The following is a 17,599-nucleotide window of genomic DNA, read 5'->3' on the forward strand; positions in this document are numbered from 1 at the left end:
CGCTCAGGATGAACGGAGATTGTACACATCAAACTCATTGAAATGATGTACTAGAAAAACGAGGAGAAAGTCTTTCACTGACCGCTATGATTACGCCTCCTCGCGGGCGATGGCTCTATGGCCGATGTCTGTACGGTAGTAGACGTCTTTCCAATCAATGGCTGTTACCGATTTATAGGCCTGCTGTTGAGCTTCTTTCACGGTCTTGCCCAAGGCGGTCACACAGAGTACCCGGCCGCCATTAGTCAGGGTTTTGCCTTCTTCAACACGGGTTCCGGCCTGAAAGACTTTGGCATTGCTAACGTTGTCGATGCCCGTGATTTCATCACCCTTGCGGTAGGCTTCAGGGTAACCACCGGCTGCCATGACCACACCCAGGGCAGTGCGGCTGTCCCAGTCAACGTCAACCTTATCCAGCTCACCATGGGTACCGGCCAGGCACAGTTCTATCAGGCTGGACTTCAGGCGCATCAGGATTGGCTGGGTTTCCGGGTCACCAAAACGACAGTTGTATTCCAGTACTTTGGGGGTGCCCTCAGCATCAATCATCAATCCGGCGTAGAGAAAGCCCTGGTATGGCATGCCTTCGCTGGCCATGCCTTGTACCGTTGGGATAATGACTTCACTCATGGCGCGGTCATGAATCGCCTGAGTGACTACAGGCGCAGGAGAATACGCGCCCATACCACCGGTATTCGGGCCTTTATCGCCATTGTCACGGGCCTTATGATCCTGGCTGGTGGCCAGGGGCAGAATGTTTTTGCCATCCACCATAACGATAAAACTGGCTTCTTCACCGATCAGAAACTCTTCAATTACCACTCGGTGGCCAGCTTCACCAAAAGCATTGCCAGCCAGCATGTCGTCAATGGCATCAAAAGCTTCCTGCTCAGTCTGGGCGAGAATCACACCTTTACCGGCAGCAAGACCATCAGCTTTCACCACAATTGGTGCACCCTGTTGTTTTACGTAGGCTTTGGCGGGTTCAATTTCTGTGAAGTTCTGGTAGGCGGCGGTGGGGATGTTATGGCGGGCAAGAAAATCTTTGGTGAAGGCCTTGGAGCCTTCCAGCTGGGCCGCAGCCTGTACCGGGCCAAATATTGCCAGACCTGCTTGTTCAAACTGGTCGACAACGCCAGCCACCAGTGGTGCTTCCGGGCCGACAATGGTCAGACCAATGTTTTCTGCCCGGGCAAATTTAACCAGTCCGTCGATATCCAGCACATCGATAGCAATGTTGGATACTTTGTTTTCAGATGCGGTGCCAGCATTACCGGGGGCGACAAACACCTGTGTAACATTGTCGTCTTGAGCTGCTTTCCATGCCAGGGCATGCTCCCGTCCGCCATTTCCGATGATCAGCACTTTCATAAAGGATGTCCTTTTTTTGTTTTTCAGGAAAAAATCTTAAACTTTGTGCGCTATTTGATCTCCGTGGTTCAAACCATCAATGGCGGAAATGACGAGCACCGGTAAACACCATGGCCATGTTGGCCTGGTTGGCGGCGTCAATCACTTCCTGGTCTCGCATGGAGCCACCGGGCTGGATTACCGCAGTAATACCTGCGCTGGCAGCCGCATCAATACCGTCCCGGAACGGGAAGAAGGCATCGGATGCCATCACGGAACCACGAACTTCCAGCCCTTCGTCCGCTGCCTTGATGCCGGCAATACGGGCACTGTACACACGGCTCATCTGGCCTGCGCCGATACCGATTGTCTGTGAGTTTCTGGCATAGACAATGGCATTGGACTTCACAAACCTTGCCACCTTCCAGGCGAACTGAAGGTCGGCCATTTCCTGTTCGGTCGGTGCGCGATCCGTCACCACTTTCAGCTCAGAAGGATCAACAATTCGGATATCGGAATCCTGAATCAGCAGCCCGCCATTGATACGATTGAAATCCAGGAACGGGACTGGCTCAGCTGGCAGTTGGCCAGCGCTTAATACCCGAATATTCTGCTTATCCTGAAGAATGGCGGCCGCTTCAACGTCCACTTTGGGAGCGATGATGACTTCCACAAACTGGCGTTCAATAATGGTGCGGGCTGTGGCCATATCCAGCTTGCGGTTAAAGGCGATAATGCCGCCGAACGCAGAGGTTGGGTCGGTTTCGTAAGCACGGTTGTAGGCTTCAAGAATGTCTGTGCCGGTAGCAACACCGCAGGGATTGGCGTGTTTGACGATGACACAGGCCGGCAGATCAAAGGCTTTAACGCATTCCAGGGCCGCATCGGTATCGGCAATATTGTTATAGGAAAGTGCTTTGCCCTGCAGTTGTCTGGCGCTGGAAACCGTGCCTTCAGATGGGCTCTTTTCCGCGTAGAAGGCGGCTTTTTGGTGGGGGTTTTCACCGTAGCGCAGATCTTCCACTTTAATAAACTGGCTGTTGAAGGTGCGGGGGAAGGCTTCCGGCTCATCGTCATCGCTGTTGATGACTGTGCCCAGGTAGTTGGCAATGGCATCATCGTAGCCAGCCGTATGCTCAAATGCCTTAACGGCCAGATCAAAGCGGGTGGCCAGGTCAACCAATCCATTATTGTCAGCCAGGCTGTCCAGCACGCACTGGTAATCACTGGCGTTCACCACAATGGTGGTATCGCGGTAGTTCTTGGCGGCGGCCCGAACCATGGTCGGGCCGCCAATATCAATGTTCTCAATGGCGGTGGCCAGGTCGCAGTCGGGGCGGGCAATGGTCTGCCCGAAGGGGTAGAGATTGACCACAACCAGGTCGATAGGCTGGATGCCATGCTGGTCCATGACTGACTCGTCCTGGCCGCTGCGACCCAGAATGCCACCATGAACCTTGGGGTGGAGGGTTTTTACCCGGCCGTCCATCATTTCCGGGAAGCCGGTATAGTCAGAAATCTCAATGGCAGGAATATCGTTCTCAACCAGCAGTGCATAGGTTCCTCCCGTGGACAGAATTTCAACCGAATGCTGTTGCAGTGCCCGGGCGAACTCAACAATTCCTGTTTTGTCGGAAACGCTAATCAGAGCCCGGCGAATTGGGCGTGTCGTGACTGCCATTTTCTTACTCACCGCTTGTTGGAATAGATAGTTGGAATAAAAATTCCGGCAGATTTTAGCTGGAAATGGTGACTATGGGCAGGGGGAAAGGGAATAAAGGAGAAATCAGTAGCGTCCGTTGTCCAGAAACTACTGATTAAATTGAAAAGAATAATGAATCAATTAAAGCAGGCCATACTGCTTCAGCTTCTTACGCAGGGTTCCCCGGTTCAGGCCCAGTAATGTGGCCGCACGGGTCTGATTGCCCTTGACATAAGCCATAACCGTTTCCAGCAGAGGCGCTTCTACTTCAGACAGAACCATCTGATAGACATCGGTGACATCCTGCCCGTCCAGGTGGGCAAAGTAGTTATTCATGGACTTTTCCACACTGTCGCGCAGAGTCTGGGACTCTGGGATTCTCGACGCTGTGGCAAGGCTTCCCCCATGGCCATTTACTGGACGACCTTCTTCTACGATTACTTGTGTTGTCGTCATGCCGCTATGTCCTCTCCGTTACCTTTTGACTTCTTCGCAAAAGTCGACTCTGAAAAACGCTGAAAATACTCCCGTATGCAGGTGTGCTGTTCTTCCGAAGATTCCAGCTTATTAAAATGCCGACGAAATTCCAGGCCGGATGGCTGGTCCTGCATGTACCAGCCGACATGTTTTCTGGCAATTCGCACAGCCTGGCTCTCATGGTAAAAAGCGCCGTAAAACTGATGCAGGGCTTCCATGTGCCCCAGAAGGATTGTCTGAACCTCATTCTGGTCCGGTGCTGCCAGCCGTTCCCCGTGTTGCAGGTAGTGGTTGATCTCCCGGAATATCCAGGGACGGCCCTGGGCGGCACGGCCAATCATTATTGCGCTGGCACCGGTAATCTCCAGTACATGCCGTGCTTTCTCCGGCGAAGTGATGTCACCATTGGCAATCACCGGGATATTCACCGCCTCAACAATGCTGGCGATGGTTTCGTATTCCGCTTCACCCTTATACATGCAGGCCCGGGTACGGCCGTGAACTGCAAGGGCGGCAATGCCACACTGTTCGGCCAGTTTGGCAACTGCAACACCGTTGCGGCTGTCCGGATCCCAGCCGGTACGAATCTTCAGGGTCACCGGAATATCCACCGCCGCCGTTACCGCTTTCAGGATGGACTCCACCAGATCAATGTCCCGCAGCAGTGCAGAGCCGGCCGCCTTGTTGCAAACCTTCTTGGCAGGGCAGCCCATGTTGATATCTATGATCTGGGCTCCAAACGCCTGGTTCAGCCTGGCCGCCTCGGCCATCTGCTCCGGATCACCTCCGGCAATTTGCACGGAACGCGGTTCGGACTCACAGCTGTGATCCATGCGCAGCCTGGACTTACGGGTATTCCAGAGCTTCGGGTTGCTGGTCACCATCTCCGACACCGCCATGCCGGCACCCATTTTCAGGCAGAGTTTACGAAACGGACTGTCGCTAACGCCCGCCATGGGTGCCAGTACCACCGGATTAACGATGGAGTAAGGACCAATCTTCAACGGTGCTGGCGCTGTTTGTTCTGGCAATAGTTGACCTGACAAAAAAGAAAGCCTCAATCTGATGGATGATGAAACCAGCGGGTCATCATACTCTCTACATATTTCACGATAAAGCGAAATTGATCAATATTTGTTCAGCTTAAAGTGGTGGATTTGCTTATGCAAAAACCATAACCCGCTGCACCTCAGGCCTTCTGGCGTAGATCAATAATAGAACCAATGGGTTGCTCATTTTTTGATATAAGTCAGCAAGAAACCGGTTCAATACAAGCATAAGCACTGAATTTGTACAATTTGTTGATAGATCGCATGAAAAATGGCGTTTTTTGAGCCGTGGCAAGACTGTTTTGAACCACAAAAAGAGCACGACGGGTACAAAGTTTTTTGTCTTTTAAGCCGGTGCCGGTAATAACGGAGCAATTAACGGCGATTTGTATGGTTCAAAAAAAGAATCAGAGATCTTTATGAGGGCCAAACACTTCATAGTGAAGTCTGTCTTCTGTCACTCCCCAGCCCTGCAGCGTTTTTTTTACTATCGCCATATAACCCAGTGGGCCACAAAAGTAGTAATGTGCTTCTGGAAGGTCGATCTTATCGCGAATCAGTTCCAGGTCCGTTCTGCCTGCATAATGATGACCAGAACAGGTATCGGTTGGCTCATCGTAAAACAGAATCTGTTCTATATTGTCGTTTTTCTCTGCAATATCCCTGATGTGCTGACCGAAAGCATGTACTCTGCTGTTCATGGTGCCGTGGACAAAAATAATCGGTTGTTCAGTTTTTTTTCTGGTCAAACCGTTCAGCATACTTAACATCGGTGTTTGGCCAACACCAGCACTCATGAGGACGACAGGTCCATCTGAACGGTGATTCAGATAGAAATCGCCACTGGGTGGACACAGTTCAACAACATCACCTACCTGAACATTGTCGTGAAGATAGTGCGATATCGTGCCGCGGGTTTCTCCTTTACCCTCACGCTTTACCGAAATGCGATAACTCTTGCCATTAGGGGCCTCGGAGAGGCTGTATTGACGAATGCAGCGATGTTCTGAATGCTCCGGATGCAGATAAATACCGATGTACTGACCGGGTTGGAAGTCGGCTATAGGTAAACCATCCACCGGTTCAAAATAGAAGGAAGTGATCAGGTCACTTTCTTTAACCTTGTCCACTATCTTGAACTCCCGTGTACCCCGCCAGCCTCCGGATGTATACAGCACTCCAACCGGAAGGGCGGTTGCTCTCAATTCAGGAAGTGACGGATACCTATGACATATCACGAAATCATGTGATGAAGATCGTTCAAAAGCTCGGTCATGAAGGGTATCTCAACACCATCCGCGGTAAGGGGGGAGGGTTTACCCTGGGTAAGCCACCGGAAGAGATTAATCTGGGTGAACTGGTGCGGTGCATGGAAACCACCATGAAAGTGGTGGAGTGTGAGCAGCCAATGTGCAGAATTTCACCGGGGTGTGAGTTGAAAGGGGTGCTTGCAGAAGCCGTAACGGCATTTATGGCGGTCTTGAACCATTACAGCCTTACAGATCTGATTGGCAACCGGAGAGAACTCATCCGCTTGCTGGCAATTGCTTGAGAAATACTTTAAATCGCAGAGATCCTTTTAAACCACGAAGAGCCTAAAAGTCACAAAGATAGAGAAAAGAAAGAATCTTATCTTTGTCTTTGTGATCTTTGTGCAACCGCCAAGGACGGCGGAAGTGCCGGTAATGAAGGAGCAATTACCGGTGCTCTTCGTGGTTGCAAAAGAGCCTTAATCAAAAACGTCAACAGTCTCCTGGAACCGTATCGTTTCGTTTTCACTGAAGGTCAGCTGATAGTTCACTGCCTGTTCGCCCGGGTCGATGATTTCCAGCCCCAGGCGGATAGGTTGTGCTTTAGGCATTTCATCCGAGCCGGCCAGCTCACCACCGAGGTATTCCGATGGGGTAAAGGTGCGGTTAGCCACCAGTCGACCATTGATATCCGTGAAGGTCAGCTTCAGGTCTGGAAACGGTTGTGGGTGCCTGGCTTCATTGATGATTACGGCATCTACCTGCAGGGCGTTGTCTTGATCAGGATGGCTGCGTACCACAAGATCAACACTCTTAATGGCATTGAGGTTAACCATGGGGGGGAGTGTGCAGGAAAGCAGATTGCAGGCCATGGCATAAGCCGGTCGCAGGGCAGGGTTCAGTGACAGTGTGTTGCGGTTGAACCAGGCAAATTGCAGTGTTAGCAACACCAACAGGCTGCAGGCCGCAACACCCCAGTAGGTTCTTTTCCTGCGGAGCTGTTGTTCGTTAATGGTTTCTTCAGTTTCCCGCTGGTCCAGCTCGTGAATCAGGGTTTCGATGCTTTGCTGGTGATAGCCGTCATATTCTATGGGCGCAGTGGCAACCTTTGCCTTTATGGAAGGGTCAAGGTCTTTGCTTTTGGATGTTTCCGGTTGTGTTGAGTCCGGTTTTTTGACCGGTTTTTGCTGTTGGACAACCAGTGTTTCCCGCAGTTTTTTCCTGGGTTGAGCGGATACCGGGGGTTCTTTCCCGGGGTGAGAGGCAACGTTTTCAATGGCGCTGTTTAATTCCTCCTTTTCTTGTTCTTTCAGGGGCGGCAGCTGCTCCATGGCGTTGAATACCTGAAGGCATGAACCGCAACGTACCGAACCATTGGCAGCCTTAAGCTGGGCATGGGTAATGCGAAATATGGTCTGGCAGTGGGGGCAAGTGACACTTGAAGGCGTCATGTTTACTGTTTACCTGATCTTAAAGCTGCATTTTTCATTAGACCAGAGCCCCCGTACTGAATCCAGTCTAATTGATAATACAGGTACTTCAGTTTCTATTGAAAACCATGGGGTAACAAGTTCTGTCATACCTGCATCACATCAATGTCAGCTAATGAACGTCGCTTACCAGAGAGCATGGCCCAGCCATCAAAGGTGACTGCTGTATCCATGGCAAACCACTGTTCATAGGTTTGAATTATTTCATCCGCCTGCTCAGCCAGAATACCTGACAGAGCAATGGCACCACCTTCCATGGTCAGACTGGCCAGTTTGGGAGCCAGTTGAGTCAAAGGGCCAGCAAGAATGTTGGCCAGTACTATATCTGCCTGATCCATTGGTTCGTCATCGGGCAGAAAAACGTCCAGCTTATCCATCAGAATGTTATTCCGTTTGGCATTCTCGATAGTGGCTTCCAGCGCCTGCGGATCCAGATCAACACCGACAGCTGATTGTGCACCCAGCAGGAGTGCAGCAATAGCAAGGATGCCTGAACCACAACCATAGTCGATAACTGTTTTTCCGGTCAGGTTATTCTGCTGATCCAACCAGCGCAGGCAGAGTGCCGTGGAGGGGTGTGTCCCGGTGCCGAAGGCCAGGCCCGGGTCCAGCATCAGGTTGACAGCCTCAGTATCGGGAACTTCTTTCCAGCTGGGGCAAACCCACAGGCGATCACCAAACTGCATGGGGTGGAAGTGGGTCATCCACTCTCTTTCCCAGTCCTTATCTTCTACCAGCTCGACCCTGTGATTAGGGAAAGGGTTCAGTCCAGCGTTTGCTTTAAGAAATGGGATGACATCGTCGGTGCGGGTCTGGGCATCAAACAAGCCAACAACAACGGTGTTATTCCACAGCGGTGTGGTACCCAGCTCTGGTTCATAGACTGGTTGATCTTTTGCATCCTGCAGGGTGACCGCACAGGCGCCAGCTTCCAGAAGCAGGTCTTCCAGAATTTCAGCATGGTCAGAAATTGTGTCCAGTCTGACTTGAATCCAAGACATTGTGTTACCCAGAATGAAAAGCGATAAGAATTCCGGTCTGTTCTTCAGGAAAGAAATTCATGGAACATAGGCAAGCTATTGTAGCTGAGCACAGGTATTTCATAAACATTCGCTGGGTGATCGCCCAATAAAAAGAAAGGCCCTCTCTTCGCGGGAGATGGCCTTGCCAAAGAGGAAAAAAATGGAAGTCACTCAGCCAGTTTCTTCTCCAGATAGTGAATGCTGACACCGCCTTCCTTGAAGTGAGGATCAGTCACCAACTCCTGATGAAGAGGAATATTGGTTTTAATCCCCTCAATAACGGTTTCATCCAGTGCGTTCTTCATCCGGATAAGGGCTGTTTCACGATCCGGACCATAACTGATGATCTTGGCGATCAGTGAGTCATAGTAAGGAGGAACGCCATACCCGTTGTACAGATGGCTGTCAACGCGAACACCATTGCCGCCCGGTGCATGGAACTGCAAAACCTTGCCAGGTGATGGCATAAAGGTTTTTGGGTCTTCGGCGTTGATACGGCATTCGAAGGCATGACCTTTGAGTTCGATGTCTTCCTGACCAACGCTCAGGGGCAGGCCGCTGGCAATTCTCAGCTGCTCTTTGACAATATCAATGCCGCTGATCAGTTCGGTCACCGGGTGTTCAACCTGAACCCGGGTGTTCATTTCAATGAAATAGAACTCGCCGTTTTCATACAGGAATTCAAAGGTACCAGCACCTTTGTAGCTCAGCTCGATACAGGCCCGGGTACAGGCACTGGCCACTTCCTGACGCTTCTCTTCCGGAATGCCGGGCGCAGGCGCTTCTTCAATGACCTTCTGGTGACGACGTTGCAGAGAACAGTCACGGTCACCCAGATGAATGGCGTTACCCCGGCCATCGGCCAGCACCTGGAACTCCACATGACGTGGGTTTTGCAGGAATTTTTCCAGGTAAACCGTGTCATTGTTGAATGCCGCACCGGCTTCTGATTTGGTCAGGGCTACGGAGCTGATCAGGTCTTCTTCGTTGTAGACCACGCGCATACCACGGCCACCACCACCGCCGGCGGCCTTGATGATCACGGGGTAGCCGATATCCCGGGCAATGGCCATTGTGCGGCTGTGGTCGTCAGTGAGTGAGCCATTAGAGCCCGGAACCGTAGGAACACCGGTTTTCTGCATGGCTTCAATCGCCGAGACTTTGTCCCCCATCAGGCGGATAACGTCTGCTGAAGGCCCGATAAAGGTGAAGCCACTGCGTTCTACCTGTTCAGCAAAATCTGCATTTTCTGACAGGAAGCCGTAACCCGGATGAATCGCGGTGGCGTGAGTCACCTCGGCGGCACTGATGATGGCAGGAATATTGAGATAGCTGTCTGCCGGGTTGTTTGGACCGATACAGACGGACTCATCCGCCAGGTGCAGATGCATAAGATTAGCATCGGCCTTGGAGTGAACCGCAACGGTCTTGATGCCCAGTTCTTTGCAGGCCCTTAATATTCTGAGAGCAATTTCGCCCCGGTTGGCTATTACGACTTTATCGAGCATAACGGGATTCTCAGGCGATTATCAGACAATAGTGAACAGGGGCTGATCGAACTCAACAGGCTGACCATTCTCTACCAGAACGGCGTCAATGGTGCCGGATTTGTCCGCCTTGATCTGGTTCATCATCTTCATGGCTTCAACAATGCAGAGCACATCACCTTCCTTAACCTGCTGGCCGGCTGTGGCAAAGTCAGGCGCATCCGGTGACGGAGCACTGTAGAAAGTACCAACCATGGGAGACTTGACCTGGTGACCGGAAACGACGGGCTCGGCAGCAGCTGGCGCAGTAGCTGGTTCAGTGGCAGCTGAGGCTGCAGCAGGTGCAGGAGCTGATACAGCAGCCGGATAAGCAATTGGGGCGGCTACAGGTGCATTTTTTGAGTAACGGCTGATACGAACGGACTCTTCACCCTCATGGATCTCAAGCTCATCAATACCTGATTCTTCCAGCAGCTCAATGAGCTTTTTTACTTTTCTGATATCCATTGTCAGTCTCAAATGCTTGTACTGGCAGTACTGGCCGACCAGTGTTGTTGAATTTGCGAAAAACCGAACACTTGACTTGGCAAGCGCACGATCCCCGAAGGTTAGTTTTTGTCTGACAGTGCGATTGTTTAAAAGGATTTAAGACAGTTGCACTGTGATTAATATGAATCAGAACGTTGTGCTGTGTTTGAGCGGCGTTCTGAAAAATGGTTCGCGTTCTTAGGGTTCCGGCTGTCTGGTAAGTCTGTCAACTGCGGCAGATAGTGCCATTTCGTAGCCTTTAGACCCCAGTCCGGCAATGACCCCTTCAGCAACGTCACTGAAATAGGAGTGATGACGGAAAGGTTCCCTGCAATAGATGTTCGAAAGGTGTACTTCAATAAATGGAATAGCGACCCCAAGCAGTGCATCCCGCAGCGCCACACTGGTGTGAGTGAAAGCGGCCGGATTGATGATGATAAAGCGTACACCATCCTTACCTGCCTGGTGAATACGGTCTATCAGGAGGTGTTCTGCATTGCTTTGAAAACTTTCCAGCTGAAGGCCAGCATCAGTAGCCAGTAGGACAAGGTTCTGGCAGATCTGTTCAAGCGTGGTTGCACCGTAAACACCGGGCTCTCGAGTGCCAAGCAAATTCAGGTTTGGACCATTGAGCACAAGAATGTCAGCCATGTTTATCCTCTTAAAGACCACAATTGTCACCGTTGCGACCCTGACCAATGGGAGGGCTTCAGTAGTTAGCCTGCTTTGGCTAACCTGGCTACACAGTTGACCTCTAAAGTACATTGCAATCGTTATTGATCAGGCATTTTGCCCCATTGTCAAGGGGGCGTCCAGTTTGTGCGTGTTACAGGAGGTTAACGACAGTTACGAAGCATTTCATGCCTGTTTCAGACATGTTCAGACATCTGTAGTTGTTCCGGAGGCTGTCAGAAGTTTTGTCAGCTTTCGATGCAGTTGCAAAGCGGTGATTTCACCCTGGGATTTCAGTGCAGACAACTCATTCCCACTGGCATCAAAAAACAGCATGGCAGGCGGTCCAAACAGTTGATATTGGTTGAGGAACTGTTGGTGTTCCGGCGTGTTATCGGTGATATCCAGCTTGATAAGGGATATTCTGGTCATCTGGTCAGTGACCAGCGGGTCAGGGAAAACGGTCCGCTCGATGATTTTGCAGGATATGCACCAGTCAGCATAGAGGTCTACCAGGGCTGGCAGGTTGTTCAGGGCTGCGTCTGCCAGCAGGTTATTCAGTTCATTCACTGTCGTTACCGTCTTGAAGCCGGAACTCTCTGTCTGTTCAGTGATGCTTTCTGTTGACGTGCTGCTTTTACCCAATAACGGTTTCAATGGGTCACTATTGCCGATGGCGGCGCCAATAATCAGGCAGGTTCCGTATATCAGACAGAGTATGCCGACTGTCTGTCGGAGCTTCTGGTGTGCTTCATTCAGGTTGGTATGAAGAGCGCCCAGGAATACGGCACTGCCAATTAGCAGGGCACCCCACAGGAAGAGCGTGACTGATGGAGCTATAACCCGTTCCAGCATCCAGATGGCAACGCCCAGGAGTAATACGCCAAAGAATGAGCGAACACCATTCATCCAGGCTCCAGACCTCGGCAGGCAGTGTCTTCCGCCTAAAGCCAGGACAAATAAAGGAATGCCCATGCCCATACCCAGGGCAAACAGTGTCAATCCACCAAAAAGGGCATCACCGGTTGAGCTGATATAGACCAGTGCACCGGCCAGAGGTGCCGAGACACAAGGGGAAACCACCAGCGCGGACAACAACCCCATCACGGCAGCCCCAGACAAGCTGCCCGAATTTTGCTGGCTGCCACTGAGTTTGTCCCGAACTCTGGCGGGCAGCTGCAACTCGTAAAGGCCAAACATACTCAGAGCCAGGAGCACGAAGAGTATCGCCATAGGGATCAGCAGCCATGGGGACTGAAGTTTTGCCTGAAGGTTCAGACTGGCCCCAAACAGTCCCATTAATGTACCTGCGATGGCAAAGGTGGCTGACATGGTGAGTATATAGGTCATCGTCAGGGCAATGGTCCGGGCTTTGCTCTGTGCCCCGGTTCCCAGGATCAGGCTGGACAGTATCGGGAACATTGGCAGGACACAGGGCGTCAGGCTGAGGCCAATACCCGCCAGAACAAAAAGAAGTAGTGCGATAGGCAGATTGTTCTGTTCCAGTTGCTGCTGAAAAGCATTCCCGGAGTCTGGTGCCGCAGTATGGGTAACACTGGCTGAAACGGGTGAATGGCTGACGTCCGCCCGGGTAACCAATGGAATGACAACTTTATTGGGTGGATAGCACAGTCCGGCCCTGGCACAGCCTTGGAAACCGATTTCCAGTTCAGGCAGGCTACCGGAATGAGTGGCAGGAAGCGTCATAACAAAGTTTTCGCTGAATATTTCCAGCTCTCTGTTGTAATAAGGGTCAAAAATTGATTCACCGGCAGGATAGTCAGCTGCATCCAGTGATGAGATATCGGTGACTGGCGTAAAAGTGAAACGGTGCTTATAAAGGTAGTGCTCTGGTGTTACAACAACATCAATGATCGCCGTACCCTGCTCAATGCGCCCGGTGAATTGAAAGGCTTCTCCGACCGGAAGAAAACCCTGGTTTTCACTGGATTCTGCTCCGAATAACTGGCTCAGGTTGGCTTGGGCAGATATTGAGATTAACAGACCCAGAAAAAGGAGCCAGATCAGGCGTAGATGGCATTTTGGCATATAAGCTGCTGTTTACAATGGCGAATACTATTTATTGTGCAGTGATATACCAGAGATGCAAGTAGGGAAGGGGGTACAGAGAAAAGAAAACGGCAAAAATAAGTAGAAAAGCTCAGGTCGAAACCTGAGCTACAAAAAAAATCAGCCTTGGTAGTTGGCGGCAGACTTCTTGATGACTTCCAGGGCCGCTTCGGAACCTTCCCAGCCATCAATCTTGACCCACTTGCCTGGCTCAAGATCTTTATAGTTTTCAAAGAAGTGTTCAATCTGCTGGAGCAGCAGGGCTGGCAGATCTGTGTATTCTTTCACGTCTTTGTAGAGCGTGGAGAGTTTGTCGTGAGGAACGGCAATCAGCTTCTCGTCACGGCCACTTTCGTCAGACATGTTCAGCATGCCGACAGGACGGCAGCGAATCACTGAGCCCGGGATAACCGGGTAGGGTGTTACCACCAGAACGTCCAGAGGGTCGCCATCGTCAGCCAGAGTCTGGTTAATGTAACCGTAGTTGGCTGGGTAGAACATTGGGGTTGCCATGAAGCGGTCAACCAGGATGGCATCCATATCCTTGTCAACTTCGTACTTGATTGGCGCAGCATTGGCAGGGATTTCGATGATGACGTAGATGTCTTCTGGCAGATTTTTACCAGCAGGAACAGATGAATAGCTCATTGACAGTTAATCTCTGTGTGAGGTCAGTTGGAAATTGTCGCGTATTATATAGAGTTTGTTACGCTCTTTTCTACTTGTGGGGGAGGGGATCTCCCCCGGAAACCCGGGAGTGCATCTTGGTCTGGCTTGATGACATTGCATATTTCCGGCTACTTATGCTCAGCTAACTGTCTGATTGAGAACTAAAATTAAAACAGTGTCAGTCGCTGGCGTAAGTGGGATTCACAAACCAAAGGAGGCGATTGTGAGATCGATTACTGTTGAAGATTGCATGACCCCCAAAGTTGTTACCGTTTCTCCGGATATTCAAGTTCCTGAAGCCATCCGTATTCTGCTGAAACACAATATTACGGCAGCACCGGTAGTCGATAATGAAGGGACGCTTATCGGGATTCTTTCAGAATCAGACTGCCTGGAAGGGACATTGAATGGCAGCTATTTTTCCCAGGATGCGGGATTGGTGCGTGATTATATGACCAGTCAGGTTGTCACCGCTGACCCAAAGGAAGATATTATCACTGTGTATCAGCGATTTATGACCGATAAGGCTTACCGGGTTCCGGTTGTTGCTGATGGAAACCTGGTGGGCATACTCAGTCCCAAGGATCTGATGTCTGCAGTTCTCGAGTTTTATGAGCGTCCGGTGGATTCTGCATAATTGACTTGCCAACCCAGACGATTCATTGATTATCTTGATTAATTACATGAAATACCTGCTTTTAGAGTTATTATTTTAATTTATATTTTTTAATTAAATTATTTTTTTAATTTCCTTTTTTTATTAATTTTGCTTTTCATTCATCAGCTAGACTTTTTCTTTATATATTGGATATTTTTGAAAAGGAATTCGCATGGGCAGCATAATTCACCCTCCTGCGGGCCGTCATCCGTCACCACTTAATGGTTCGTCCTCAGAGCCTGACTCAGGAAATGAGGGGATAATGGTTTCTCCTTATGGTTCTCGAAAAGTGACGGCCTGCAAAGTGGGCAAAGGAGGCCCCTCTGTCCGAGGTGAAAGAGCGCCTGACTCCGGAGCTCTCTCTACGGGGGAGACGGGGGAGAGAGTGGTTAAAACTGTTAAACCTGAACGAGAGTCATTGCTATCTTTAAATCCAGATCCTGATAAGGCTGAAAATGGTCCGGGGCCAAATCTTGACTCTACTGAAGCGGGAGCGTCGACTACTGATGTGCCTGACAGAACATCTGCTGATAACACACTGCCCAATAATGAAGAGTCACGTTCATTTCCATCGACTCCTGCTTCCGGTGTTGAAGAGGATTTGAATGGTGATCCATTAAATCCTAATCACCATGCAGAAATCTTATCATCGGTTGATGAAGATGATCTTATATCGATAACCACTGAGTTTGTTGAAGTGCCTCGTAATTCCGGGACAGATGAAGCGTCGCCCAAGGATGATGTCAGTGAGTTGTTGGGGCCTGAATTGGGCACTGCTGTGAGACAGATTATCAACGACAACAGAGGTCTTGAGCCTTCTAAAAATCAGCTTCCGGATCAAATCAAAACGCCTGTGGCTGATAGTGAAACGTCATCGACGGATGATGAATCGGACCTTGAAAGCCTTTCGATTGAAGGACAAGGTGGTGTTGATCATGATCCAGCTGTTAACAGTGGTGGCTCAATCTCTATTGAAGGTGGGGGTGGTAAAACCAACAAAAAGCTATTTCAGCGAGTATTGGGTGCAATTAACAAATTATTGAATGTGGTCAAAAATAACCCGCTATGGGCTGGATTTGTGATTTGCAGCGCCATTTTTCTCATCACTCTCATGACAGGACAATTTTATGCAGCGATTTTTTTTGCAATTTGTGCCCTGGCTTTTCTGGGCGTGGCTTTGGGGGTAACAACGCATAATACTTTTTTCAGTAACCCGCAGAATCCATCACAGACCAATAATGGTCAGAACCAGAACCCACAGAACCCACAGAATCCACAGAACCCACAGAATCCACAGAACCCACAGAATCCACAGAATCCGCTGGAAGAAATAACACCGACTGATCCAGAGAGACCAACCACCAAAACTGAACCTGGTTCAAGCCCACACCCAGGGTCTAGTGATAGGGATGACACAGAATCATGGCCACCGTCTGCCAGTAATAGCAGAAGTAAGCCGCCCTTCACAGGAGGCAAGGCCTCTACAGCGGCAACGCAAACGGTGGGGGGAGCAAATGACGATGATCTCGCTGATAATCTTGAAAAATTCAAACAACTGATCAACGAAAACTTCAGCCCATTCTCAAGTAAGGCTCATGCTCCAGAACAATGGAATAAGAACTCTCAGGAACCGGGCAGAGAAGTTGATGGAAAAACCTTAAAAAAGGTATCGGCTGCTGCGGTAGGCCTTATTGACCAGTTTCGCCATGTTACGGACCATAGGGATGCCAACGGTTCTGATACTTTTCAGCATGCCAGGTTGTCTGAGGTTGAAAAGCAAACGAATCAGCTGATGGATTTAATAAACCCTTCAGATGAGTTTATTGAACAATTGACGAATAAAGTTTACATGCAATTCGCTGACCCAAGGCTTTCCCCTAATCCAAATGCTCTACCACTGACCGTCGGTGACGTGCGCAGACGACTGGAGAATTTTGCTGATAAAGATATGAAGGGGATCGAGTTTTTTGATCTGCTGACGGAGTTTATACGGGCAGCGAAGGCTTATAGACAAGATAGAATGATGTATGGGATTGGTCATGCCAGGTCTGTTGCTGAGTCAGGCCCTTTATCTGTACAAACCTTGACGTCCGCTCCAAAAGGTGGTTCGGATGACGAGTTACCATAAGAGACAGATAAACGGCATAACTAAGCGGTGAAAAAGAACGAGCTAAAAGTCATTGTCGAGATTTTATATAAATGATTTTTTGAATTTCTTTTTTATAAAAGAAATCGACCAAGGTGTAATTGGCAAGAACGTTGTTTCATGACCTAGAGTTAAAGAAGCGACTTAACGGATATTCAAAATGACAGGGAGTCACTAATGAGTACCTCCATTGGCGGCGTGGATTCTTCCAGCAGTGAATCTGGAAAAAACACCAGAACCGTTACCTTGAATGATGGCAGGAAAGATTCACTCCGGGCTGCCGGCTATAGCGATGCCCAGATTGAAGCCCTGTTATCAATGGCTGACCCGGATGATCAGGGTAACTCGCTAACCCCCACCCATTTTTATTCGGTTAATAAGCAGACACTGAATTCGCTTAGATATACGGGACAGCTTGATGAAGCGTCACAGAAGCTGGTCTATTTACAGGCACCTGTTGCCCTGGTTCAGGAGGTAAGTAATCCGGCGAACTGGAATGGCGATAATTATATAGGTCCCGGAGCGTCACAAATTAATGCGTACCTGATGGGCGAACCAATTGATTTCACCAAACCCAGCCTGGATGCCCTGATTATGGGCGTGCTGACGGCCCGGGCGGATATTCTCCAGACACAACTGGAAGATCAGATAGAATCCATTAATCAGAAAAATGATTTGCTGGAACAAGCCAATGCGTATCTGGCAAAAGCCAAGGAAAAAAAGGCAGCGGCAGGAACGTCAGGCGTTTCTGTAATGTCACAGGATATGGTTAAATTCTGGAAACAGATGGGTGCTCAGACTGACCGAAGCGGTAATGATGATACTCATAATGCTGCCGAGTGGGACGCCAATATTGAGCATTTGAAAGCAAAAATCGAGTCACTGACCAGTCAATCACAATTGGAAACCACTAAACTTCAACAGACTATCAATAAATACAACCAGACGTTTGAAATGCTCTCTAATTTTATCAATAAGTACTTTCAGTCCATAAGTACTATTATTCAAAATATGCGTTAACTCATGGAG

Annotated in this window: 16 protein-coding genes; 4 read left to right on the forward strand and 12 right to left on the reverse strand. The window is 49.7% G+C overall.

Annotated features, from left to right (window positions below):
- Nucleotides 1-90: 90 nt before the first annotated feature.
- The 5 genes from purD to KDK15_RS07460 form a co-directional block, all read right to left on the reverse strand.
- A complete protein-coding gene (gene purD / locus KDK15_RS07440; RefSeq protein ID WP_257294727.1) occupies nucleotides 91-1,371 on the reverse strand; it encodes a phosphoribosylamine--glycine ligase in 1,281 nt (426 codons plus the stop codon).
- A 76-nt stretch (nucleotides 1,372-1,447) separates the two neighbouring features.
- Entirely contained in the window at nucleotides 1,448-3,031 is a 1,584-nt protein-coding gene (gene purH / locus KDK15_RS07445) for a bifunctional phosphoribosylaminoimidazolecarboxamide formyltransferase/IMP cyclohydrolase (protein WP_257294728.1), read from the reverse strand.
- Between the two features lie 162 nt (nucleotides 3,032-3,193).
- Entirely contained in the window at nucleotides 3,194-3,508 is a 315-nt protein-coding gene (gene fis / locus KDK15_RS07450) for a DNA-binding transcriptional regulator Fis (protein WP_257294729.1), read from the reverse strand.
- Nucleotides 3,505-4,533 carry a tRNA dihydrouridine synthase DusB gene (gene dusB / locus KDK15_RS07455; protein ID WP_257294753.1) on the reverse strand — a complete coding sequence of 343 codons (1,029 nt, stop codon included), beginning with the start codon at nucleotides 4,531-4,533 and terminating at the stop codon, nucleotides 3,505-3,507. The genes fis and dusB overlap by 4 nt, the downstream gene beginning before the upstream one ends.
- A gap of 452 nt (nucleotides 4,534-4,985) precedes the next feature.
- Nucleotides 4,986-5,708, reverse strand: coding sequence for an FAD-binding oxidoreductase (locus tag KDK15_RS07460; protein ID WP_257294730.1), 723 nt, complete (start codon nucleotides 5,706-5,708; stop codon nucleotides 4,986-4,988).
- Between the two features lie 35 nt (nucleotides 5,709-5,743).
- Between KDK15_RS07460 and KDK15_RS07465 the strand changes: the two genes are divergently transcribed.
- Complete coding sequence (locus KDK15_RS07465) at nucleotides 5,744-6,130, forward strand: Rrf2 family transcriptional regulator (protein ID WP_257294731.1); 387 nt, start codon at nucleotides 5,744-5,746, stop codon at nucleotides 6,128-6,130.
- 177 nt (nucleotides 6,131-6,307) lie between these two features.
- Here KDK15_RS07465 and KDK15_RS07470 read toward each other — a convergent pair whose 3' ends face one another.
- From KDK15_RS07470 to ppa, 7 genes are all read right to left on the reverse strand, one after another.
- Entirely contained in the window at nucleotides 6,308-7,279 is a 972-nt protein-coding gene (locus KDK15_RS07470) for a DUF3426 domain-containing protein (protein ID WP_257294732.1), read from the reverse strand.
- Nucleotides 7,280-7,404: 125 nt separating this feature from the next.
- A complete protein-coding gene (prmA, locus tag KDK15_RS07475) occupies nucleotides 7,405-8,319 on the reverse strand; it encodes a 50S ribosomal protein L11 methyltransferase (RefSeq protein ID WP_257294733.1) in 915 nt (304 codons plus the stop codon).
- Nucleotides 8,320-8,507: 188 nt separating this feature from the next.
- Nucleotides 8,508-9,848, reverse strand: coding sequence for an acetyl-CoA carboxylase biotin carboxylase subunit (gene accC, locus KDK15_RS07480; protein ID WP_257294734.1), 1,341 nt, complete (start codon nucleotides 9,846-9,848; stop codon nucleotides 8,508-8,510).
- Nucleotides 9,849-9,869: 21 nt separating this feature from the next.
- Nucleotides 9,870-10,334: an acetyl-CoA carboxylase biotin carboxyl carrier protein gene (accB, locus tag KDK15_RS07485; RefSeq protein WP_257294735.1), complete on the reverse strand. Its 465-nt coding sequence runs from the start codon at nucleotides 10,332-10,334 to the stop codon at nucleotides 9,870-9,872.
- Between the two features lie 219 nt (nucleotides 10,335-10,553).
- Nucleotides 10,554-11,006, reverse strand: coding sequence for a type II 3-dehydroquinate dehydratase (gene aroQ, locus KDK15_RS07490; protein WP_257294736.1), 453 nt, complete (start codon nucleotides 11,004-11,006; stop codon nucleotides 10,554-10,556).
- 228 nt (nucleotides 11,007-11,234) lie between these two features.
- On the reverse strand, nucleotides 11,235-13,076 hold the full coding sequence (gene dsbD, locus KDK15_RS07495) for a protein-disulfide reductase DsbD (protein WP_257294737.1): 1,842 nt from the start codon (nucleotides 13,074-13,076) through the stop codon (nucleotides 11,235-11,237).
- A gap of 141 nt (nucleotides 13,077-13,217) precedes the next feature.
- A complete protein-coding gene (ppa, locus tag KDK15_RS07500; protein WP_257294738.1) occupies nucleotides 13,218-13,745 on the reverse strand; it encodes an inorganic diphosphatase in 528 nt (175 codons plus the stop codon).
- Nucleotides 13,746-13,989: 244 nt separating this feature from the next.
- On the opposite strand from ppa, the gene KDK15_RS07505 reads away from it, so the two are divergent.
- The 3 genes from KDK15_RS07505 (at nucleotide 13,990) to KDK15_RS07515 (ending at nucleotide 17,590) form a co-directional block, all read left to right on the forward strand.
- Nucleotides 13,990-14,403: a CBS domain-containing protein gene (locus tag KDK15_RS07505; RefSeq protein WP_257294739.1), complete on the forward strand. Its 414-nt coding sequence runs from the start codon at nucleotides 13,990-13,992 to the stop codon at nucleotides 14,401-14,403.
- 193 nt (nucleotides 14,404-14,596) lie between these two features.
- Nucleotides 14,597-16,552 (forward strand): hypothetical protein, encoded by a 1,956-nt coding sequence (locus KDK15_RS07510; RefSeq protein WP_257294740.1) that lies wholly within the window; start codon nucleotides 14,597-14,599, stop codon nucleotides 16,550-16,552.
- Between the two features lie 195 nt (nucleotides 16,553-16,747).
- Nucleotides 16,748-17,590: a hypothetical protein gene (locus KDK15_RS07515; RefSeq protein ID WP_257294741.1), complete on the forward strand. Its 843-nt coding sequence runs from the start codon at nucleotides 16,748-16,750 to the stop codon at nucleotides 17,588-17,590.
- The last annotated feature ends 9 nt before the right edge of the window (nucleotides 17,591-17,599 follow it).

This window comes from Endozoicomonas sp. YOMI1, from assembly GCF_024606345.1.
In the GTDB taxonomy this organism is placed as follows: domain Bacteria; phylum Pseudomonadota; class Gammaproteobacteria; order Pseudomonadales; family Endozoicomonadaceae; genus Endozoicomonas.